This window comes from Curtobacterium sp. MCBA15_001 (assembly GCF_001864835.1).
GTDB lineage: Bacteria > Actinomycetota > Actinomycetes > Actinomycetales > Microbacteriaceae > Curtobacterium.
In genome coordinates, this window is the sequence record NZ_MJGI01000021.1 from 88453 (window position 1) to 107239 (window position 18787).

Annotated in this window: 31 protein-coding genes; 1 reads left to right on the plus strand and 30 read right to left on the minus strand. The window is 67.8% G+C overall.

Translation table 11 applies throughout. The features are described from left to right. Positions 1–26: 26 nt before the first annotated feature. From rplQ to infA, 6 genes are all read right to left on the minus strand, one after another. The gene (gene rplQ / locus BIU90_RS06820) at positions 27–584 is read right to left on the minus strand and encodes a 50S ribosomal protein L17 (protein WP_071299483.1); all 558 of its coding nucleotides are present in this window, start codon (positions 582–584) and stop codon (positions 27–29) included. A gap of 65 nt (positions 585–649) precedes the next feature. Continuing rightward, positions 650–1645, minus strand: coding sequence for a DNA-directed RNA polymerase subunit alpha (locus BIU90_RS06825; protein ID WP_056121453.1), 996 nt, complete (start codon positions 1643–1645; stop codon positions 650–652). A 222-nt stretch (positions 1646–1867) separates the two neighbouring features. Next, positions 1868–2266, minus strand: coding sequence for a 30S ribosomal protein S11 (rpsK, locus tag BIU90_RS06830; RefSeq protein ID WP_017885507.1), 399 nt, complete (start codon positions 2264–2266; stop codon positions 1868–1870). A 9-nt stretch (positions 2267–2275) separates the two neighbouring features. Further along, complete coding sequence (rpsM, locus tag BIU90_RS06835) at positions 2276–2650, minus strand: 30S ribosomal protein S13 (protein WP_071299484.1); 375 nt, start codon at positions 2648–2650, stop codon at positions 2276–2278. A gap of 186 nt (positions 2651–2836) precedes the next feature. Next, entirely contained in the window at positions 2837–2953 is a 117-nt protein-coding gene (rpmJ, locus tag BIU90_RS06840; protein ID WP_022903266.1) for a 50S ribosomal protein L36, read from the minus strand. Between the two features lie 70 nt (positions 2954–3023). Continuing rightward, positions 3024–3245 carry a translation initiation factor IF-1 gene (infA, locus tag BIU90_RS06845; RefSeq protein ID WP_017885509.1) on the minus strand — a complete coding sequence of 74 codons (222 nt, stop codon included), beginning with the start codon at positions 3243–3245 and terminating at the stop codon, positions 3024–3026. A gap of 262 nt (positions 3246–3507) precedes the next feature. On the opposite strand from infA, the gene BIU90_RS06850 reads away from it, so the two are divergent. Then, a complete protein-coding gene (locus tag BIU90_RS06850; RefSeq protein ID WP_071299485.1) occupies positions 3508–4761 on the plus strand; it encodes an LCP family protein in 1254 nt (417 codons plus the stop codon). A gap of 71 nt (positions 4762–4832) precedes the next feature. On the opposite strand, the gene map is transcribed toward BIU90_RS06850, so the two are convergent. From map to BIU90_RS06970, 24 genes are all read right to left on the minus strand, one after another. After that, entirely contained in the window at positions 4833–5666 is an 834-nt protein-coding gene (gene map / locus BIU90_RS06855; RefSeq protein ID WP_083403769.1) for a type I methionyl aminopeptidase, read from the minus strand. A 5-nt stretch (positions 5667–5671) separates the two neighbouring features. Continuing rightward, positions 5672–6262 (minus strand): adenylate kinase, encoded by a 591-nt coding sequence (locus BIU90_RS06860; RefSeq protein WP_071299486.1) that lies wholly within the window; start codon positions 6260–6262, stop codon positions 5672–5674. Beyond that, a complete protein-coding gene (gene secY / locus BIU90_RS06865) occupies positions 6259–7581 on the minus strand; it encodes a preprotein translocase subunit SecY (protein ID WP_071299487.1) in 1323 nt (440 codons plus the stop codon). Before secY ends, BIU90_RS06860 begins: the two co-directional genes overlap by 4 nt. Before the next feature lie 167 nt (positions 7582–7748). Then, positions 7749–8213 carry a 50S ribosomal protein L15 gene (gene rplO, locus BIU90_RS06870; protein ID WP_071299488.1) on the minus strand — a complete coding sequence of 155 codons (465 nt, stop codon included), beginning with the start codon at positions 8211–8213 and terminating at the stop codon, positions 7749–7751. Further along, complete coding sequence (gene rpmD / locus BIU90_RS06875; protein ID WP_022906355.1) at positions 8210–8395, minus strand: 50S ribosomal protein L30; 186 nt, start codon at positions 8393–8395, stop codon at positions 8210–8212. Before rpmD ends, rplO begins: the two co-directional genes overlap by 4 nt. Continuing rightward, positions 8395–9231: a 30S ribosomal protein S5 gene (gene rpsE / locus BIU90_RS06880; RefSeq protein ID WP_071299489.1), complete on the minus strand. Its 837-nt coding sequence runs from the start codon at positions 9229–9231 to the stop codon at positions 8395–8397. Before rpsE ends, rpmD begins: the two co-directional genes overlap by 1 nt. Further along, entirely contained in the window at positions 9228–9605 is a 378-nt protein-coding gene (gene rplR, locus BIU90_RS06885) for a 50S ribosomal protein L18 (protein ID WP_071299490.1), read from the minus strand. The genes rpsE and rplR overlap by 4 nt, the downstream gene beginning before the upstream one ends. A gap of 2 nt (positions 9606–9607) precedes the next feature. After that, on the minus strand, positions 9608–10144 hold the full coding sequence (gene rplF, locus BIU90_RS06890) for a 50S ribosomal protein L6 (RefSeq protein ID WP_071299491.1): 537 nt from the start codon (positions 10142–10144) through the stop codon (positions 9608–9610). A gap of 6 nt (positions 10145–10150) precedes the next feature. After that, on the minus strand, positions 10151–10549 hold the full coding sequence (rpsH, locus tag BIU90_RS06895) for a 30S ribosomal protein S8 (RefSeq protein WP_071276748.1): 399 nt from the start codon (positions 10547–10549) through the stop codon (positions 10151–10153). A 155-nt stretch (positions 10550–10704) separates the two neighbouring features. Next, positions 10705–11295: a 50S ribosomal protein L5 gene (rplE, locus tag BIU90_RS06900; protein ID WP_071299492.1), complete on the minus strand. Its 591-nt coding sequence runs from the start codon at positions 11293–11295 to the stop codon at positions 10705–10707. After that, entirely contained in the window at positions 11295–11654 is a 360-nt protein-coding gene (gene rplX, locus BIU90_RS06905; RefSeq protein WP_071299493.1) for a 50S ribosomal protein L24, read from the minus strand. The genes rplE and rplX overlap by 1 nt, the downstream gene beginning before the upstream one ends. A 3-nt stretch (positions 11655–11657) precedes the next feature. After that, positions 11658–12026 carry a 50S ribosomal protein L14 gene (gene rplN / locus BIU90_RS06910; RefSeq protein WP_071299494.1) on the minus strand — a complete coding sequence of 123 codons (369 nt, stop codon included), beginning with the start codon at positions 12024–12026 and terminating at the stop codon, positions 11658–11660. Positions 12027–12061: 35 nt separating this feature from the next. Beyond that, positions 12062–12346: a 30S ribosomal protein S17 gene (rpsQ, locus tag BIU90_RS06915; protein WP_056121429.1), complete on the minus strand. Its 285-nt coding sequence runs from the start codon at positions 12344–12346 to the stop codon at positions 12062–12064. Further along, positions 12346–12666: a 50S ribosomal protein L29 gene (gene rpmC, locus BIU90_RS19160; protein ID WP_071299495.1), complete on the minus strand. Its 321-nt coding sequence runs from the start codon at positions 12664–12666 to the stop codon at positions 12346–12348. The genes rpsQ and rpmC overlap by 1 nt, the downstream gene beginning before the upstream one ends. Further along, positions 12666–13085 carry a 50S ribosomal protein L16 gene (gene rplP / locus BIU90_RS06925; RefSeq protein ID WP_071299496.1) on the minus strand — a complete coding sequence of 140 codons (420 nt, stop codon included), beginning with the start codon at positions 13083–13085 and terminating at the stop codon, positions 12666–12668. Before rplP ends, rpmC begins: the two co-directional genes overlap by 1 nt. Positions 13086–13087: 2 nt before the next feature. Continuing rightward, entirely contained in the window at positions 13088–13903 is an 816-nt protein-coding gene (rpsC, locus tag BIU90_RS06930) for a 30S ribosomal protein S3 (RefSeq protein ID WP_071299497.1), read from the minus strand. After that, positions 13903–14295 (minus strand): 50S ribosomal protein L22, encoded by a 393-nt coding sequence (rplV, locus tag BIU90_RS06935; protein WP_056121420.1) that lies wholly within the window; start codon positions 14293–14295, stop codon positions 13903–13905. Before rplV ends, rpsC begins: the two co-directional genes overlap by 1 nt. A gap of 25 nt (positions 14296–14320) precedes the next feature. Further along, positions 14321–14602, minus strand: coding sequence for a 30S ribosomal protein S19 (rpsS, locus tag BIU90_RS06940; protein WP_071276761.1), 282 nt, complete (start codon positions 14600–14602; stop codon positions 14321–14323). A gap of 11 nt (positions 14603–14613) precedes the next feature. Beyond that, positions 14614–15453, minus strand: coding sequence for a 50S ribosomal protein L2 (gene rplB / locus BIU90_RS06945; protein ID WP_071299498.1), 840 nt, complete (start codon positions 15451–15453; stop codon positions 14614–14616). Positions 15454–15471: 18 nt separating this feature from the next. After that, positions 15472–15771: a 50S ribosomal protein L23 gene (rplW, locus tag BIU90_RS06950; protein WP_056121415.1), complete on the minus strand. Its 300-nt coding sequence runs from the start codon at positions 15769–15771 to the stop codon at positions 15472–15474. Further along, complete coding sequence (gene rplD, locus BIU90_RS06955) at positions 15768–16427, minus strand: 50S ribosomal protein L4 (protein WP_071299499.1); 660 nt, start codon at positions 16425–16427, stop codon at positions 15768–15770. The genes rplW and rplD overlap by 4 nt, the downstream gene beginning before the upstream one ends. Positions 16428–16429: 2 nt before the next feature. Further along, complete coding sequence (gene rplC, locus BIU90_RS06960; protein WP_071299500.1) at positions 16430–17086, minus strand: 50S ribosomal protein L3; 657 nt, start codon at positions 17084–17086, stop codon at positions 16430–16432. A gap of 13 nt (positions 17087–17099) precedes the next feature. Further along, positions 17100–17408: a 30S ribosomal protein S10 gene (rpsJ, locus tag BIU90_RS06965; RefSeq protein WP_017885534.1), complete on the minus strand. Its 309-nt coding sequence runs from the start codon at positions 17406–17408 to the stop codon at positions 17100–17102. A 510-nt stretch (positions 17409–17918) separates the two neighbouring features. Then, positions 17919–18746 (minus strand): DarT ssDNA thymidine ADP-ribosyltransferase family protein, encoded by an 828-nt coding sequence (locus BIU90_RS06970; RefSeq protein WP_083403770.1) that lies wholly within the window; start codon positions 18744–18746, stop codon positions 17919–17921. Positions 18747–18787: the final 41 nt, after the last annotated feature.

The window sequence follows — 18787 nt, forward strand, 5'->3', positions numbered from 1 at the left end:
GCTGCGGGGGCTTCGTGGTGGTGCTGTTACTTGCTGTCGTCCGACTTCGCGGCGGCGTCGTCCTCGACCTCGGCAGCTGCCTCGGTCTTGGTCTCTGCCTCGACCGGAGCCGACTCCTCGGTGGTCTCGGTCGACTCGACCGGGGCCTCCTCGGTGGTGTCCTCGGCGACGGGCGCAGCAGCGGCCGGAGCAGCGTTGCGCTGCACCGGGGCCGGCGTGCTCGAGAGCGGCTCGAGGACGAGCTCGATCGACGCGAGGGGCGCGTTGTCGCCCTTGCGGAAACCGAGCTTGGTGATGCGGGTGTAGCCGCCCTGGCGGTCGGCCACCTGGGGCGCGATCTCCGTGAACAGCGTGTGCACCACGGTCTTGTCGCGCAGGGCCGCGATGACGCGACGGCGTGCGTGCAGGTCCCCACGCTTCGCGAACGTGATGAGACGCTCGGCGACCGGACGCAGGCGCTTGGCCTTGGTCTCGGTGGTGGTGATGCGGCCGTGCGTGAACAGGGCGTTGGCGAGGTTGCTCAGGAGCAGGCGCTCGTGGGCGGGACCGCCACCGAGGCGGGGGCCCTTGGTGGGCTTCGGCATGTCAGTTCTCCAGTGGTGAAAGAGTGGTGCGCGCCGTGACGACGCGCGTGCGCATCAGCGCGAGGTCAGTTGCTGGACTCGTCCTCGTCGTACCCGCTGTAGAAGTGGGCGCCGTCGAATCCGGGGACGGTGTCCTTGAGGGACAGGCCGAGCTCGGTGAGCTTGTCCTTGACCTCGTCCACCGACTTCTGACCGAAGTTGCGGATGTTCATGAGCTGCGTCTCCGACAGGGCGACGAGCTCGGACACCGTGTTGATGCCCTCCCGCTTCAGGCAGTTGTAGCTGCGGACCGACAGGTCGAGGTCCTCGATCGGGGTCTGCAGCTCGTTCGAGAGCACGGCGTCGACCGGCGCGGGGCCGATCTCGATGCCCTCGGCCGCCGTGTTGAGCTCACGAGCCAGACCGAACAGCTCGACGAGCGTCCGACCGGCCGACGCGATGGCGTCGCGCGGCGTGATGGCCGGCTTCGACTCGACGTCGACGACCAGACGGTCGAAGTCCGTGCGCTCACCGGCACGCGTCGCCTCGACGCGGTAGGTGACCTTGAGCACGGGCGAGTAGATCGAGTCGATCGGGATCTGCCCGGCCTCGCTGAACTCCGAGCGGTTCTGGGTCGCCGAGACGTAGCCGCGGCCACGCTCGATCGTCAGTTCGAGCTCGAAGCGCGCGGTGTCGTTCAGGGTCGCGATGACGAGGTCCGGGTTGTGGATCTCGACGCCGGCCGGCGCGGAGATGTCCGCGGCGGTGACCTGACCGGCACCCTGCTTGCGCAGGTACGCCGTGATGGGCTCGTCGTGCTCGCTGGAGACGACCAGGCTCTTGATGTTGAGGATGATCTCGGTGACGTCTTCCTTGACACCGGGGACGGTGCTGAACTCGTGGAGGACGCCGTCGATGCGGATGCTGGTGACAGCCGCGCCGGGGATCGAGGAGAGGAGCGTGCGGCGCAGCGAGTTCCCGAGGGTGTAGCCGAAGCCCGGCTCGAGCGGCTCGATGACGAAGCGCGAGCGGTGCTCGGAGATCGACTCCTCGGTGAGGGTGGGGCGCTGTGCAATGAGCACTGTGGGATTCCTTTCGGCGGAGTGTCCGCTATATGACACTCGGCGGTACGACGGGGCCGGCCGGGCCCCGACGGGTCTGTTGAGTTGTGATCACGCGTACTTCAGGTACGCGATCGAACGACCAGGAATGGCCGGCCCCGCTCGCTCCCACCGGACGGGAGCACCTCTCAGGAGAGGTGTCCCGTCAGGGAACGAGCGGGGAACGGCCGGCTGCTCCTCGCGTCAGACGCGGCGACGCTTGGGCGGGCGGCACCCGTTGTGCGCCTGCGGCGTGACGTCGTTGATCGAACCGACCTCGAGGCCGGCGGCCTGCAGGGAACGGATCGCGGTCTCGCGACCCGAACCCGGGCCCTTCACGAAGACGTCGACCTTCTTGACGCCGTGCTCCTGCGCCTGACGCGCAGCGGACTCGGCGGCGAGCTGCGCCGCGAACGGCGTGGACTTGCGCGAGCCCTTGAAGCCGACGGCACCCGAGGACGCCCAGCTCAGGACGGCACCCGACGGGTCGGTGATGCTGACGATCGTGTTGTTGAACGTGCTCTTGATGTGGGCCTGGCCCACGGCGACGTTCTTCTTCTCCTTGCGGCGCGGCTTGCGCGCGGCAGTCTTGGGGGTAGCCATGATGATCTCCTATCGGGCCTTCTTCTTGCCTGCCACGGTGCGCTTCGGTCCCTTGCGGGTACGCGCGTTGGTCTTCGTGCGCTGACCGCGCACCGGGAGACCACGACGGTGCCGAAGGCCCTCGTAGCTGCCGATCTCGACCTTGCGGCGGATGTCGGCTGCGACCTCGCGACGGAGATCACCCTCGACCTTGTAGTTGCCCTCGATGTAGTCACGAAGGGCGACCAACTGGTCGTCGGTGAGGTCCTTGACGCGGATGTCACCGGAGATACCGGTGTCCGCGAGCGTCTTGACCGCGCGGGTGCGGCCGACGCCGTAGATGTACGTGAGTGCGATCTCCACGCGCTTCTCGCGCGGGATGTCGACGCCTGCTAGACGTGCCATGTGCTGGCTGCTCCTGTTGTCGATGGAGGTGTGGCGCAGTACCGGTGCTCGGGCCTCCGCCCCGAGGTGTCCCCCGATGGCCGGCGCGGACGCTGGTCACGGGTTCTGGTACTGCGTGTTCGATGTTGAGTTGTGCTCCTGCGCAGGCCGTCCAGGGGACGTTCCCGCCTCAGGCAGCTCCGGGGACTAGCCCTGGCGCTGCTTGTGACGCGGGTTGCTCTTGCAGATCACCATGACGCGGCCCTTGCGGCGGATGACACGGCAGTGCTCGCAGATGGGCTTGACGCTGGGGTTGACCTTCATTGCTGGTTCCTCGTGCTCGCTGGCTTCGTGCTCGGCGGGTTCGCCGAGTCGTTCCTTTCCAGCTCGCGGATCACTTGTAGCGGTAGACGATCCGGCCGCGGGTCAGGTCGTACGGGCTCAGCTCCACGATCACGCGGTCCTCGGGGAGGATGCGGATGTAGTGCTGGCGCATCTTCCCGGAGATGTGCGCGAGGACCTTGTGCCCATTGGTCAGCTCAACGCGGAACATCGCGTTGGGCAGAGCTTCGAGCACCGAGCCTTCGATCTCGATGACGCCGTCTTTCTTGGCCATAGCCTCACTGTCGCTTGGTTGGATTACCGGTGTGATCCCCGAGCCGGTCTGCGGGTCGGGCGCCACGCCCGACAGGCATGGCACACCAAAGATCGATCTTATGTGACAGCCGCCGGTTTGCCAAGTGCGATCGCCGCGCCCCCAGTGCTGGGGCTTCCTGAACGCCCCTCCAGCGTTCCACAGTGGTTTGGCGGCGCGCTCCGGGGGACGAGCAGGGCGACGGCCCTACGGTGACATCGCAGCCTGCTGATCGGAGACCCCTGTGCCAGCCACCCGCCCCGAGCGGCCCTTCGCCCGCCACGGCCGACTCGCGCGCCGACGCGGATGGACCACGCTGGTGTCGGTCGTCGCCTCCGCCCTCGCCGTCGTGCTCGTCAGCGGCACGAGCGTCGCCGCGATCGCCGGCGCGCAGCTCGCCGCCGCCCCGCACACCGTCCAGCTCAGCAAGGACGACCAGGCCACCGCGAAGACTGCGGACATCACCGCGATCAAGGGCGGCGCGAACATCCTGCTCATCGGCAGCGACACCCGCGTCGGGCAGTTCGACTCGGACGAGGACGTCCAGGGAGCCCGGAACGACGTCACGATCCTGATCCACGTCTCGCAGGACCACCAGCAGCTGACCGCGGTGAGCTTCCCCCGCGACCTGATGGTCCCGATCCCGGCGTGCACGAACCCGCAGACGGGCACCGCCTACCCCGCGTCGTCGTCCGCGCAGTTCAACACGGCGCTCGGCAACGGTGGCGTCTCGTGCGTGGTCGACACGGTGGAGAACCTCACCGGGCTCAGCGTGCCCTACGCCGGCCTCATCACGTTCGACGGCGTCATCGAGATGTCCAACGCGCTCGGCGGTGTCGACGTCTGTGTCGCGAAGCCCATCGACGACGACTTCACCGGCCTGCACCTGGCAGCCGGGTCGCACAACCTTGCCGGCTCTGACGCGCTGGCGTTCCTCCGCACGCGTCACGGCGTCGGCGACGGCAGCGACCTCGCGCGCATCAGCTCGCAGCAGGTCTTCCTGTCGGCGCTGCTGCGCAAGGTGACCTCGGGCGACACGCTCTCGAACCCCGTCACGCTCTACAAGCTCGCCGGTGCCGCGCTCAGCAACATGACGCTCTCCGACGGGCTGGCGCAGACCCGCACCCTCGTCGGGCTCGCCAGCGCGCTGCGGGGCATGAGCACCTCGAACATGCTCTTCGTCCAGTACCCGGTGGTCGACGACCCGGCGGACCAGGCCCGGGTCATCGTCGCGCAGGACGCCGCACACGCCCTCAACGTCGCCCTGCAGACAGACGAGAAGACCACGCTCAGCGACTCGAAGACCGGACGCGCCTCGGAAGAGGCAGCCGGCACCGGCGGGACGACGGGCACCAGCGACGGCAGCGCGGCGCCCGGCACGCCGTCCGCCGCGTCGTCGGCCCCGGCCACCGCAGCACCGGCGACGCCGGCGACGGCTCTGCCGTCGACCATCACCGGTCAGAGCGCAGCCGAGCAGACCTGCTCCGTCGGCAACTGACGCCGACGGGGCGGGCCCGCCCCGAGCCTCCTGGCCGGTCCGGAACCACCTGACCGGTCTGGAGGCCCGTCCTACGGGATCGGGACCGGCGTCACACCCAGCGGGGCCAGGCCGGACGCCCCACCGTCTGCGGCCGTCAGCACCCAGACGCCGTCGGCGTGCACCGCGACGCTGTGCTCCCAGTGGGCTGCGTCCGTGCCGTCGAGGGTCCGCACGGTCCAGTCGTCGTCGTCCGTCGAGCTGTCGATCGTGCCGGCGGTGACCATCGGCTCGATGGCGACCACCAGGCCGGGGCGCACCGCCGGACCGGCGCCACGGATGCGGTAGTTGAAGACCGGCGGGTCCTCGTGCATGGACCGGCCGATGCCGTGGCCCGTGAAGTCCTCGACGATCCCCCAGGTGCCGGTCCCGTCGATGGCGTCCTCGACCGCGTCGCCGACCTCGTTGAGGTTCCGGGCGCGCGCGAGGGCCGCGATGCCGTGCCAGAGCGACCGCTCCGTCACGTCGACGAGCCGTTGGCGGGCCGCGGTGATCGTCGCGTCCCCGCCGGGCACGACGGTCGAGAAGGCGCTGTCGCCGTTCCAGCCGTCCACCTCGGCGCCGGCGTCGACCGACACCAGGTCCCCGGGCTGCAGGACCCGGTCCCCCGGGATCCCGTGCACGACCTCGTCGTTCACCGAGACGCAGAGCGTGTGCCGGTAGCCCGGCACGAGCTGGAAGTTCGGGATGCCGCCGCCGTCACGGATGGTCTGCTCGGCGATGGCGTCGAGTTCACCCGTGGTGATGCCGGGGCGGATCGCGGCGCGGACGGCGACGAGTGCGGCCTCGGTCAGCAGACCGGGCCGCACCATCGCCCGGAGTTCGTCCGGCGTCTTGTAGATCGACGGCTTGCGGAGACGGACCACGCGGGTCAGACGCCGGCGGTCAGCCCGCGGGACGCGAGCGCGGACTGGATCCGGTCGCCGACCTCGTCGATGCCACCGAGTCCGTCGACGTCGACGACGAGCCCGCGCTGCTGGTAGGCGTCGACGATCGGCGCGGTCTGCTCGAGGTAGACCTGCTGGCGACGACGGATCGTCTCCTCGTTGTCGTCGCTGCGTCCCTGCTGCTCAGCACGCTTGAGCAGGCGACCGACGAGCGCGTCCTGGTCGGCGACCAGCCGGACGACCGCGTCGATGCCGGCGCCCTGGTCGGACAGCAGCCCGTCGAGGTACTCGACCTGACCGACGGTCCGCGGGTACCCGTCGAGCAGGAAGCCGCGCTCGGCGTCGGGCTCCTGCAGGCGGGACTTGACCAGCTCGTTCGTCAGCGAGTCCGGGACGTAGTCGCCCGCGTCCATGATCGCCTTCGCCTGGAGCCCGAGCGGCGTGCCCTCGGTCACGTTCTTGCGGAAGATGTCCCCTGTCGAGACCGCGGGGATGCCGAAGGACTCGGCGATGCGGCCGGCCTGGGTGCCCTTCCCCGCTCCGGGAGGTCCGACGATGATGAGACGTGCGCTCAACGGAGAAGCCCTTCGTAGTGACGTTGCTGCAGCTGCGAGTCGATCTGCTTCACGGTCTCGAGACCGACACCCACGATGATGAGGATGCTCGCGCCACCGAACGGGAAGTTCTGGTTCGCGCCGAACAGCGCCAGTGCTGCCAGCGGGATGAGCGCGATGAGACCGAGGTAGAGCGAGCCGGGCAACGTCACCCGGGTCAGGACGTAGTCGAGGTACTCGGCCGTCGGACGACCGGCACGGATACCCGGGATGAACCCGCCGTACTTCTTCATGTTGTCGGCGACCTCTTCGGGGTTGAAGGTGATCGCGACGTAGAAGTACGTGAAGCCGACGATGAGCAGGAAGTACAGGACCATGTAGAACCAGTTGTCACCCGAGGTCAGGTTGCTCTGGATCCAGGTCACCCACGCGGCTGGCGCGGAGCCGTCCGAGGGCTGGTTGAACTGCGCGACCAGGGCCGGCAGGTACAGCAGCGACGAGGCGAAGATGACGGGCACGACGCCGGCCATGTTCACCTTGATGGGGATGTACGTGTTGTTGCCGCCGTAGGTCCGACGGCCGACCATGCGCTTGGCGTACTGCACCGGGATCCGCCGCTGCGACTGCTCGACGAAGACGACGGCCATCATGATGACCAGGCCGACCAGGATGACGAACAGGAAGAGCTCGAAGGACTGCGACTGCTCGATGGCCCAGAGCGCCGAGGGGAACTGCGCTGCGATGGACGTGAAGATGAGCAGGGACATGCCGTTGCCGATGCCGCGCTCGGTGACGAGCTCGCCCATCCACATGATGAGACCGGTGCCGGCGGTCAGGGTGACGACCATGAGCATGATCGCGTACCAGCTGTCGTTCGAGATGATCGACGAGCAGGAAGCGCTGGCGTTCGTGCCGAAGAGCTGGCCGGAACGGGCGACGGTGATCAGCGTCGTGGACTGCAGCACACCGAGCGCGATGGTGAGGTAGCGCGTGTACTGGGTCAGCTTGGCCTGACCGGTCTGGCCTTCTTTGTAGAGGGCGTCGAAGTGCGGGATGACCACGCGCAGGAGCTGCACGATGATCGACGACGTGATGTACGGCATGATCCCGAGCGCGAACACGGAGAGCTTCAGCAGCGCTCCACCCGAGAACAGGTTGATCAGGTCGTAGAGACCGCCCGAGGACGAAGCGCTCGCGAGGCAGGTCTGCACCGCGGCGTAGTCGACGTACGGTGCCGGGATGTAGGACCCCAGGCGGAACAGCGCGATGATCGCGAGGGTGAAGCCGATCTTCTTCCGAAGATCGGGGGTGCGCATGATGCGCGCGACCGCTCTGAACACGAGAACTCCGAACTTCTGGGGACCGGTCTTGCCGATCGTGCCGGGCGGAACCGCCCGTGGCCGGAAGCGCCGACCGCGTGGCCCGGGTCCGCTGGAACGGTGATCCGGGCCTCCATCAAGGAAACCGTAACGGCGGCCCGTGCGCAATGCACGGGCCGCCGACGGGACTACTCGGTGACGGTGCCGCCCGCAGCCACGATCTTGTCCTGGGCGGAGCCCGAGACCTTGTCGACCGTGACGGTGAGCTTCACGCTGATGTCACCCTGACCGAGAACCTTGACCTTCTCGTTCTTGCGGACGGCGCCCTTGGCGACCAGGTCCGCAACGGTGACGTCGCCACCGTTCGGGTACAGCTCCGCGAGCTTGTCCAGGTTCACGACCTGGTACTCGACGCGGAACGGGTTCTTGAACCCGCGGAGCTTCGGGGTGCGCATGTGCAGCGGCATCTGCCCACCCTCGAAGCCGACGCGGACCTGGTAACGGGCCTTCGTGCCCTTGGTACCGCGGCCCGCGGTCTTGCCCTTCGAGCCTTCACCGCGACCCACACGGGTGCGGTCCTTCTTCGAGCCAGCGGCCGGACGAAGGTGGTGCACCTTCAGGATCTGGACGCGCTCGTTCTTCTCGTCGCTCATGCGTCGACCTCCTCGACCTTCACGAGGTGCGCCACCGTTGCGACGTACCCGCGGTTCTGGGCGTTGTCCTCACGCAGGACCGTACGGCCGATGCGCTTGAGACCCAGGCTGCGGAGCGTGTCGCGCTGGTACTGCTTCTCGCTGATGACGGACTTCGTCTGCGTGATCTTCAGCATGGCCATCAGGCACCTGCCTTCTCGGTCGCTGCGGCATGTGCTGCCGCCTCGGCCTTCAGGAGGCGAGCCGGCACGACGTGGTCGATGTCGAGGCCACGACGTGCGGCGACGGCGCGGGGCTCCTCGAGCTGCTTGAGGGCCTCGACCGTGGCGTGCACGATGTTGATGGTGTTGGACGACCCGAGGGACTTGCTCAGGACGTCGTGGATGCCGGCGCACTCGAGCACGGCGCGGACCGGACCACCGGCGATGACACCGGTACCGGCAGCGGCCGGGCGCAGCAGGACGACACCGGCGGCGGCTTCACCCTGCACCGGGTGCGGGATGGTGTTGCCGACGCGCGGGACGCGGAAGAAGTTCTTCTTCGCCTCTTCGACGCCCTTGGAGATCGCCGTGGGGACCTCCTTGGCCTTGCCGTAGCCGACACCGACCAGCCCGTTGCCGTCACCGACGACGACGAGTGCGGTGAAGCTGAAGCGACGACCACCCTTGACGACCTTCGAGACGCGGTTGATCGTCACGACGCGCTCGAGGAACTGGCTGTCGCCACCGCGCTTGTCGCGGTCGCGGCCCTGCTGACGGTCACGTCCGCCACCACGACGGCCACGGTTGTCGGCCGAGTCGCGGTTGTTCGACGCGGAGCCCGCAGCGGTCTCGACCGGACGCTCGGCGACGGGGGCAGCAGCCTCCGCCTTGGCGTCGGTGGCCTCGGCCTTGGGGGTCTCCTCGGTGCTGGTCTCCTCGGCGCTGGTGGCCTCGGTGGTCTCAGCGCTGGTGGCCTCGGTCGTCTCCTCGACGGCCGGGGTCTCCTCGGCGTTGCTGTTGTTCGCGATGTCGCTCACAGGTTCAGCCCTCCTTCACGGGCACCATCGGCGATCGCGGCGACGCGACCGGCGTACTTGCTACCACCGCGGTCGAACACGACGGCTTCGACACCGGCGGCCTTGGCACGCTCGGCGAGGAGCTCGCCGACACGACGTGCCTTGGCGGTCTTGTCGCCGTCGAACGAACGGAGGTCGGCCTCCATCGTCGAGGCGCTCGCCAGGGTGTGGCCCTTGGCGTCGTCGATGACCTGCACGAACACGTGACGTGCCGAGCGGGTGACGGCGAGACGGGGACGTGCCTCGGTGCCGGTGATCTTCTTGCGGAGACGGTTGTGGCGGCGGGCCTTGGCGGCCGCCTTGCTCTTGCCTCGGGTACGAGTTCCGATAGCCATGATCACTTACCTGACTTTCCGGCCTTGCGGCGCACGTTCTCGCCCGCGTAACGGACACCCTTGCCCTTGTAGGGCTCGGGCTTCCGCAGCTTGCGGATGTTCGCAGCGACCTCGCCGACGGCCTGCTTGTCGATGCCGTTGACGGTGACCTTGTTGTTGCCCTCGACGGCGAAGCTGATGCCCGCCGGCGGCTCGACCGTGATCGAGTGGGAGTAACCGAGCGCGAACTCGAGGTTCGCGCCCTTCGCCTGCACGCGGTAACCGGTACCGACGACCTCGAGGCCCTTGGAGTAGCCCTGGGTGACGCCGATGATCTGGTTCGCGATGAGCGTGCGGGTCAGGCCGTGCAGCGACCGCGACGAGCGCTCGTCGTCCGGACGGGTGACGAGGACCTGGTTCTCCTCGACGCTGGCCTGGATGGGCTCCGCGATGACGAGCGCGAGCTCGCCCTTCGGGCCCTTGACCGCGACGTTGGGGCCGTCGACCGAGACGGTCACGCCGGCGGGGATGTCAATGGGGAGACGTCCGATTCGAGACATGTTCGATCACCAAACGTAGGCGAGGACTTCCCCACCCACGCCCTTCTGCTCGGCTTCGCGGTCGGTCAGGAGCCCCGAGGAGGTCGAGAGGATCGCCACGCCGAGGCCACCGAGGACCTGGGGGATCTCCGTCGACTTCGCGTAGACCCGGAGGCCGGGCTTCGACACGCGCTTGATGCCGGCGATCGAACGCTCGCGCTCGGGGCCGTACTTCAACTCGATGGTGAGGGTCTTGCCCACGCGGGCGTCCTCGACCTTCCACTCGCTGATGTAGCCCTCGCGCTTGAGGATGTCAGCGATGGTGGTCTTGAGCTTGCTGCTCGGAAGCGACACGGCGTCGTGGTGCGCCGAGTTCGCGTTCCGCAATCTGGTCAGCATGTCTGCGACCGGATCGGTCATCGTCATGATGTGAATCCGTTCTCCGCCTGGTTTCGACACCCGTTCCACGAGTGCCGACCTGAGCGATCGAGTGACTCCGGGGCGATTCCCTGGAGTCGGGGTGTTCGTGCGTGCGGGCCGGAGGACTTGGAAGTCCTCCGGCCCGCACCGCCCGAAGTAGTTTAGACCGTCTGCTCGGCCGAGCGGAACGGGAAGCCCAGCTGCTTGAGCAGCGCGCGTCCCTCTTCGTCCGTCTTCGCGGAGGTCACGACGGTGATGTCGAACCCGCGGACACGGTCGATGCGGTCCTGGTCGATCTCGTGGAACATGCTCTGCTCCGAGAGACCGAACGTGTAGTTGCCGTTGCCGTCGAACTGGCGGTCGCTGAGACCACGGAAGTCGCGGATACGGGGCAGCGCCAGCGACAGCAGCCGGTCCAGGAACTCCCACGCACGGTCGCCACGCAGGGTGACGTGTGCGCCGATGGCCTGGCCCTCACGCAGCTTGAACTGCGCGATGGACTTGCGGGCCATCGTGACCTGGGGCTTCTGACCCGTGATCGCGGTCAGGTCCTTGATGGCCCCGTCCATGATCTTCGAGTCGCGAGCGGCTTCACCGACACCGGTGTTGACGACGACCTTGACCAGGCCGGGGACCTGGTTGACGTTGCCGTAGCCGAACTGCTCGGTCAGCGCCGTCTTGATCTCGTCCTTGTACTTCTGCTTCAGGCGCGGCTGGACGTTCTCCGTCGTCGCGGCAGTCGTGTCAGTCATCAGAGCTTCTCACCAGACTTCTTGGCGTAGCGGACGCGGACGGTCTTCTTGACGCCGTCCTTCTCCACCTCTTCGGTGCGGAAGCCGACGCGGGTCGGCTTCTTCGTCTTGGGGTCGACGATCGCGACGTTCGAGACGTGGATCGAAGCCTCGTGCTTCTCGATGCCACCGGTCTTCGAGCCGCGCTGGGTCTGCCCGACGCGGACGTGCTTCGTGACGAAGTTCACGCCCTCGACGACGACGCGGTTCTTGTCCTTGAGGACCTCGATGACCTTGCCCTGCTTGCCACGGTCGCCGCCACGCTCCTGCGTCGCGCCCGTGATGACCTGGACGAGGTCACCCTTCTTGATGTTCGCCATGGCTTACAGCACCTCCGGCGCGAGCGAGATGATCTTCATGAACTTCTTGTCGCGAAGTTCACGACCGACCGGCCCGAAGATGCGCGTTCCGCGCGGGTCGCCGTCGGCCTTGAGGATCACTGCCGCGTTCTCGTCGAACTTGATGTAGGAGCCGTCGTTGCGACGGGTCTCCTTCTTGGTGCGAACGATGACCGCCTTGACGACGTCACCCTTCTTCACGTTGCCGCCGGGGATGGCGTCCTTCACCGTGGCGACGATGACGTCACCGAGTCCGGCGTAGCGACGACCCGAGCCACCGAGAACGCGGATGGTCAAGATCTCCTTGGCACCCGTGTTGTCGGCGACCTTCAGGCGGGATTCCTGCTGAATCACTGCTGTCTCCTATTTCCGCAAGCGGGCCGTCAGGCCTACTTGGCCTTCTCGAGGATCTCGACCAGGCGCCAGCGCTTGGAGGCGCTGAGGGGACGGGTCTCGCTGATCACGACGAGGTCGCCGATGCCGGCCGAACCAGCCTCGTCGTGCGCCTTCACCTTGGAGGTGCGGCGGATGACCTTGCCGTAGAGGGCGTGCTTCACGCGGTCCTCGACCTCGACGACGATGGTCTTGTCCATCTTGTCGCTGGTCACGTAGCCGCGGCGCGTCTTGCGGTAGCCGCGGGTGAGGGCGGCGGAGTCCTTCTCTTCGTTCGCCATCAGTTCTCCTCGGCGGTCTCGGCCTCGGTCGTCGCAGCGGGCTTGTCAGCCTTCTTCGTCGACTTCTTGGCCTTGGTTGCGGTCTCGACGGGCGCAGGAGTGGCACGGATGCCGAGCTCGCGCTCACGCAGGACGGTGTAGATCCGGGCGATGTCGCGCTTGACGGCACGAAGTCGACCGTGGCTCTCCAGCTGGCCGGTGGCCGACTGGAAACGGAGGTTGAAGAGTTCCTCCTTGGCCTTCTTCAGCTCGTCAGCGAGACGCTCGTTCTCGAACGTGTCGAGCTCAGTCGGACGGAGCTCCTTGGAACCGATCGCCATTATGCGTCGCCCTCCTCGCGCTTGATGATGCGTGCCTTGAGGGGCAGCTTGTGAATTGCACGGGTCAACGCCTCACGGGCGATTTCCTCGCTGACGCCGGAGAGCTCGAAGAGCACGCGACCCGGCTTGACGTTCGCGATCCACCACTCGGGCGAACCCTTACCGGAACCCATGCGGGTCTCGGCGGGCTTCTTGGTGAGCGGGCGGTCCGGGTAGATGTTGATCCACACCTTGCCGCCACGCTTGATGTGACGCGTCATCGCGATACGAGCGGACTCGATCTGACGGTTGGTCACGTAGGCGGGGGTCAGGGCCTGGATGCCGTAGTCACCGAAGGAGACCTTGGTGCCACCGGTGGCCTGACCCGAGCGCTTCGGGTGGTGCTGCTTGCGGTGCTTGACTCGACGGGGGATAAGCATGGTTACGCCTCAACTCCTGCGCCGGCCGGCGCGTCCTGCGGAGCCTGCTGCTCACGGCCGCCGCGGTCGCCACCACGACGGTCACCGCGGTCGCCACGGTCGTTGCGGTCGCCACGCGGGCCACCACGACGCTCGGGGCGGGACGAACGCTGGTTCGCCTGCTCGCGAGCGAGCTCCTTGTTGGTGATGTCGCCCTTGTAGATCCAGACCTTCACGCCGATGCGGCCGAAGGTGGTGCGCGCCTCGTAGAAGCCGTAGTCGATGTTCGCGCGGAGGGTGTGCAGCGGCACACGGCCTTCGCGGTAGAACTCCGAGCGCGACATCTCGGCGCCGCCGAGACGACCAGCGACCTGGATGCGGACACCCTTGGCGCCGGCGCGCTGTGCACCCTGCAGGCCCTTGCGCATGGCGCGACGGAACGCGACACGAGCGGAGAGCTGCTCGGCGATGCCCTGCGCGACGAGCTGGGCCTCGGTCTCGGGGTTCTTGACCTCGAGGATGTTGAGCTGGATCTGCTTCTTGGTGAGCTTCTCGAGCTCACCGCGGATGCGCTCGGCCTCGGCGCCGCGGCGACCGATGACGATGCCCGGACGCGCCGTGTGGATGTCCACGCGGACACGGTCACGGGTGCGCTCGAGCTCGATGCGGGCGACGCCGGCACGGTCGAGGGTCTTCTTCAGGTACTGACGCACCTTGATGTCCTCGGCGACGTAGTCGGCGTAGCGCTGGCCGGCCTTCGTGCTGTCGGTGAACCAGTGCGAGACGTGGTCCGTCGTGATCCCGAGACGGAAGCCGTACGGGTTGACCTTCTGGCCCATTACTTGCTCGCCTTCTTGCTCGTCGCGGCAGCCTCAGCCTCGTCCGGGGTCGCGAGGACCACCGTGATGTGGCTGGTGCGCTTGTTGATCCGGAAGGCACGGCCCTGGGCGCGCGGCTGGAACCGCTTGAGGGTCGTTCCTTCGTCGACGAAGACGCGGCTCACGTAGAGGTCGCGCTCGTCCAGGAAGCTGTTCGTCGAGTCCGCCTTGACACGTGCGTTGGCGATCGCCGAGGCGACCAGCTTGTACACGGGCTCCGAAGCGCCCTGGGGGGCGAACTTCAGGATGGCGAGCGCCTCGTGGGCCTGCTTGCCGCGGATCAGCTCGATGACGCGACGGGCCTTCTGAGGCGTGACGCGGATGTGTCGCACGCGTGCGATCGACTCCACCATTTCGTTCCTCCTCTGCGTCGCCGCCTTAGCGGCGACGGCCCTTCTTGTCGTCCTTCACGTGACCGCGGAAGGTCCGGGTCGGCGCGAACTCGCCGAGCTTGTGACCGACCATCGACTCGGTGACGAACACCGGGATGTGCTTGCGTCCGTCGTGCACCGCGATGGTGTGACCGAGCATGTTCGGCACGATCATCGAGCGGCGCGACCACGTGCGGATCACGTTCTTCGTGCTGGCCTCGTTCTGCGTGACGACCTTGCGAAGCAGGTGCTCGTCGACGAAGGGGCCCTTCTTCAGACTGCGTGGCATCTTCTGAACTCCTACTTGCGCTTCTTGCCGGCGTTACGGCGACGGACGATGAGCTTGTCGCTCGGCTTGTTCGGCTTGCGCGTCCGACCCTCGGCCTGGCCCCAGGGGCTGACCGGGTGACGGCCACCGGACGTCTTGCCCTCACCACCACCGTGCGGGTGGTCGACCGGGTTCATGGCGACACCACGCACGGTCGGGCGGACGCCCTTCCAGCGCATGCGGCCGGCCTTGCCCCAGTTGATGTTCGACTGCTCGGCGTTGCCGACCTCGCCGATCGTGGCGCGGCAGCGTGCGTCGACGTTGCGGACCTCGCCCGACGGCAGACGGAGCTGCGCGTAGGGGCCGTCCTTGGCGACGAGACGCACCGAGGCGCCGGCCGAACGAGCGAGCTTGGCGCCGCCACCGGGGCGGAGCTCGATCGCGTGCACGACCGTACCCACGGGGATGTTGCGCAGCGGCAGGTTGTTGCCGGGCTTGATGTCGGCCCCGGCGCCCTGCTCGACGACGTCGCCCTGCTTGAGCTTGTTCGGCGCGATGATGTAGCGCTTCGTGCCGTCCACGTAGTGCAGCAGCGCGATGCGCGCGGTGCGGTTCGGGTCGTACTCGATGTGCGCGACCTTGGCGTCCACGCCGTCCTTGTCGTGACGACGGAAGTCGATCACGCGGTACTGGCGCTTGTGGCCACCACCGATGTGACGGGTGGTGATGCGGCCCGAGCTGTTGCGGCCACCGGTCTTCGGCAGCGGACGAAGCAGGGACTTCTCCGGGGTCGAGCGGGTGATCTCGGCGAAGTCGGCGACCGAGGAGCCACGACGACCCGGGGTCGTCGGCTTGTAGTTACGAATAGCCATGATTTATCCCTCTGGTCCTCAGCCGACAGCCGTGAAGATGTCGATCGAACCGGACTTGAGCGTCACGATGGCACGCTTGGTGTCCTTGCGCTTGCCCAGACCGAACTTGGTGCGGCGGGTCTTGCCCGGACGGTTCAGCGTGTTGATGCCGGCGACCTTGACGTTGAAGATCTTCTCGATCGCGAGCTTGATCTCGGTCTTGTTCGCGCGGGGGTCCACGATGAACGTGTACTTGCCCTGGTCGATGAGGCCGTAGCTCTTCTCCGACACGACCGGCGAGATGATGATGTCGCGCGGGTCCTTGTTGAAGCCGCTCATGCGGTGATCTCCTTCGCGGTCTTCGACGCGATGAAGGCGTCGAGGGCGCTCTTGCTGAAGACGATGGCGTCCGACACGAGGACGTCGTAGGCGTTCAGCTGGCCGTACGAGAGCGCGTGGACGTTCGGCAGGTTGCGGATCGACTTGAGCGTCAGCTCGTCGTCCGACTCGAGCACGACGAGCACGTTCTTGACGGGCGCGACCTTCTCGATGAGCGTGCGGGCGGTCTTGGTCGACGGCACCTCGGCCGCGACGAAGCCCTCCACAGCGGAGATGCGGCCACCGCGGGCGCGGTCCGAGAGCGAGCCGAGCAGGGCTGCGGCGATCATCTTCTTCGGGGTGCGCTGCGAGTAGTCGCGGGGGGTCGGTCCGTGGACGACGCCACCGCCGGTGTGCTCGGGCGCACGGACGGAACCCTGACGGGCGCGGCCGGTGCCCTTCTGCTTGAACGGCTTGCGACCGGCACCGCGGACCTCGCCGCGGTTCTTGGTCTTGTGCGTGCCCTGGCGCGACGCGGCGCGCTGCGCCGTGACGACCTGGTGGATGAGCGCGACGTTGGTCACGACGTCGAAGAGCTCACCGGGGAGCTCGACGGTGCCGGACACGGCACCTGATGCGTCGAGGACGTCGATCGTGGTTGCTGTCGTGGTGGCCATGATCACTTGCCCTTCACAGCGGTGCGGACGAAGACGGAGCGACCGCGCGCACCGGGGACGGCGCCCTTGACGAGCAGCAGACCCTTCTCGGCGTCGACGGCGTGCACCGTGAGGTTGAGGACGGTGACACGCTCGCCACCCATGCGACCGGCCATGCGCATGCCCTTGAAGACACGCGACGGGGTCGAGGAAGCACCGATCGAGCCGGGCTTGCGGTGGTTGCGGTGCGCACCGTGCGATGCGGAGACGCCGGCGAAGCCGTGGCGCTTCATGACACCCGCGAAGCCCTTGCCCTTGCTCGTGCCGACGACGTCGACCTTCGCGCCGGCCTCGAACGTGGCGTCCACGGTGAGCTCCTGGCCCAGCGTGTACTCGCCTGCGTCCGACGTGCGGATCTCGGTGAGGGTGCGGCGCGGGGTGACCCCGGCGGCCTCGAAGTGGCCAGCGGCCGGCTTGTTCACCTTGCGGGGGTCGATCTGGCCCGCGGCGATCTGGATCGCCTCGTAGCCGTCGCGCTCGACGTTGCGGATCTGGGTGACCACGTTCGGGCCGACCTCGATCACGGTGACGGGGATGAACTTGTTGTTCTCGTCCCACACCTGGGTCATCCCGAGCTTCTTGCCGAGGAGGCCCTTCACGGACTTGGTTGAGTTCGCCATCAGTCCAGCCCCCTTACAGCTTGATCTCGATGTTGACGTCGGCCGGGAGGTCGAGACGCATGAGCGAGTCGACGGCCTTCGGCGTCGGGTCGACGATGTCGATGACCCGCTTGTGCGTGCGCTTCTCGAAGTGCTCGCGCGAGTCCTTGTACTTGTGAGGGGAACGGATCACTGCGATCACGTTCTTCTCGGTGGGGAGCGGCACCGGGCCGACCACGGTCGCACCGGCACGGGTCACCGTGTCGACGATCTTCCGGGCCGACGTGTCGATGACCTCGTGGTCGTACGACTTGAGCCGGATGCGGATCTTCTGTCCCGCCATGTGTTCTCTGTCCTCTCTGCGCCGCGCACCCTCAGGCCGCCTGACACCGCCGGGTTCCGCCCTGTGCGGACCTGGCTGTTTACGTGGATCACCGGACGCATCCGCTGGGGATGACCGCTGTTCTCCTGTCAACCGCGTGGGCGGTCATGCCGTGGTGCACATGACGGCCCGCGTGGACGTGTCGCATCCACACGCCGGCTGGCCGACGTGCTGGTGGAGCGAGCGTGTTCTGCTGCCTGCGGCCCAACCCAGCTCTGCTGGACAGAGGGGTTGTGCACTGCCAGAGCAGTGATCCGTGCGGGCGCGAACGCCCGAGGAATTTCCGAACCGGACAAGTCTCCCATAGCGGCTCGGTCCGTGCAACCCGGGCGTGTCGCGACGGTCCGGGCGTGTCGCGGACCGGCCACTCCCCCGGTCTGATGCGGATCCGCCAGCCTGGAGGCCCGGCTCGGCTCCGTCACGCGCGGTGCCTCCGACGCTCGGTCGGGACACCACGCGGGTCGGTGTGGCTCAGTCCTCGTCGGGGACGACGGGCGGCACGAACCACGGCGGGAACACCGCGACGCGGGGTGCGTGGCCGCCGTGCTCGGACAGGATGTCCTTCACCGCGTGGCGGGTGCGGTCGTTCGGCACGCCGATGACGGCGACCGACGAGAACGGCACGCTGGGTCCGGCGAGCAGCTCGAGTCCGTGCATCTCCGGGTCGGTCATGTCGGTGCGCCGCAGCAGGTTCGCCGCGGCCTCCGGGCCCACGGCGAAGCGCACGTCGTCGTCGTCCGCGTCCGTGTCGGCGAGGATGACCGAGGCGCCGAACGCGGCGGTGGGGACCACCAGCACCACGTAGTCGATGCCCCGCGCCTGACGGGCGGCATCCGACCAGCGGGTCGTGTCCTCGGCGCCTCGGCGGACCTCGTCCCACCGGGCGCCGTCGGGCGAGAGCGAGAACGGCACGTGGTTCGACACCGGAGAGCCGTCCGGCGCGGTCGCCGCTGCCCGACGTGCCCGGAGTTCGGGCGCACTGATGTCGTACGACGGCGTGATCCGGTCGGCCGCGGCGATCGCCTGGTCGGCGACGATGGCGTCGAAGTTGTCGATGTGCGTGACGTGGTGCGCGCGCAGGGTGCCGAACACCCGTGTCGCGGGCAGCTCGGGCTGGGCGACGCGCAGGGCGGTGGCCTTCGCACGGGCGGGAGACCCGCCGGGGGTCGACCGGAGCGACGTGCTGACACGCGTCCGTCGGGGCGCGGGGGCCTTGGGGACCTCTGGCACGTCACGCTGGCGCGGTGCGCAGATGTCGCAGAGTTCGGTGGGGAATCCGTGGATGCACTCGTCGGTCACGACTGGTGTGGGTCCTTCCGTGCCGCGTGGGGGTGGAACGG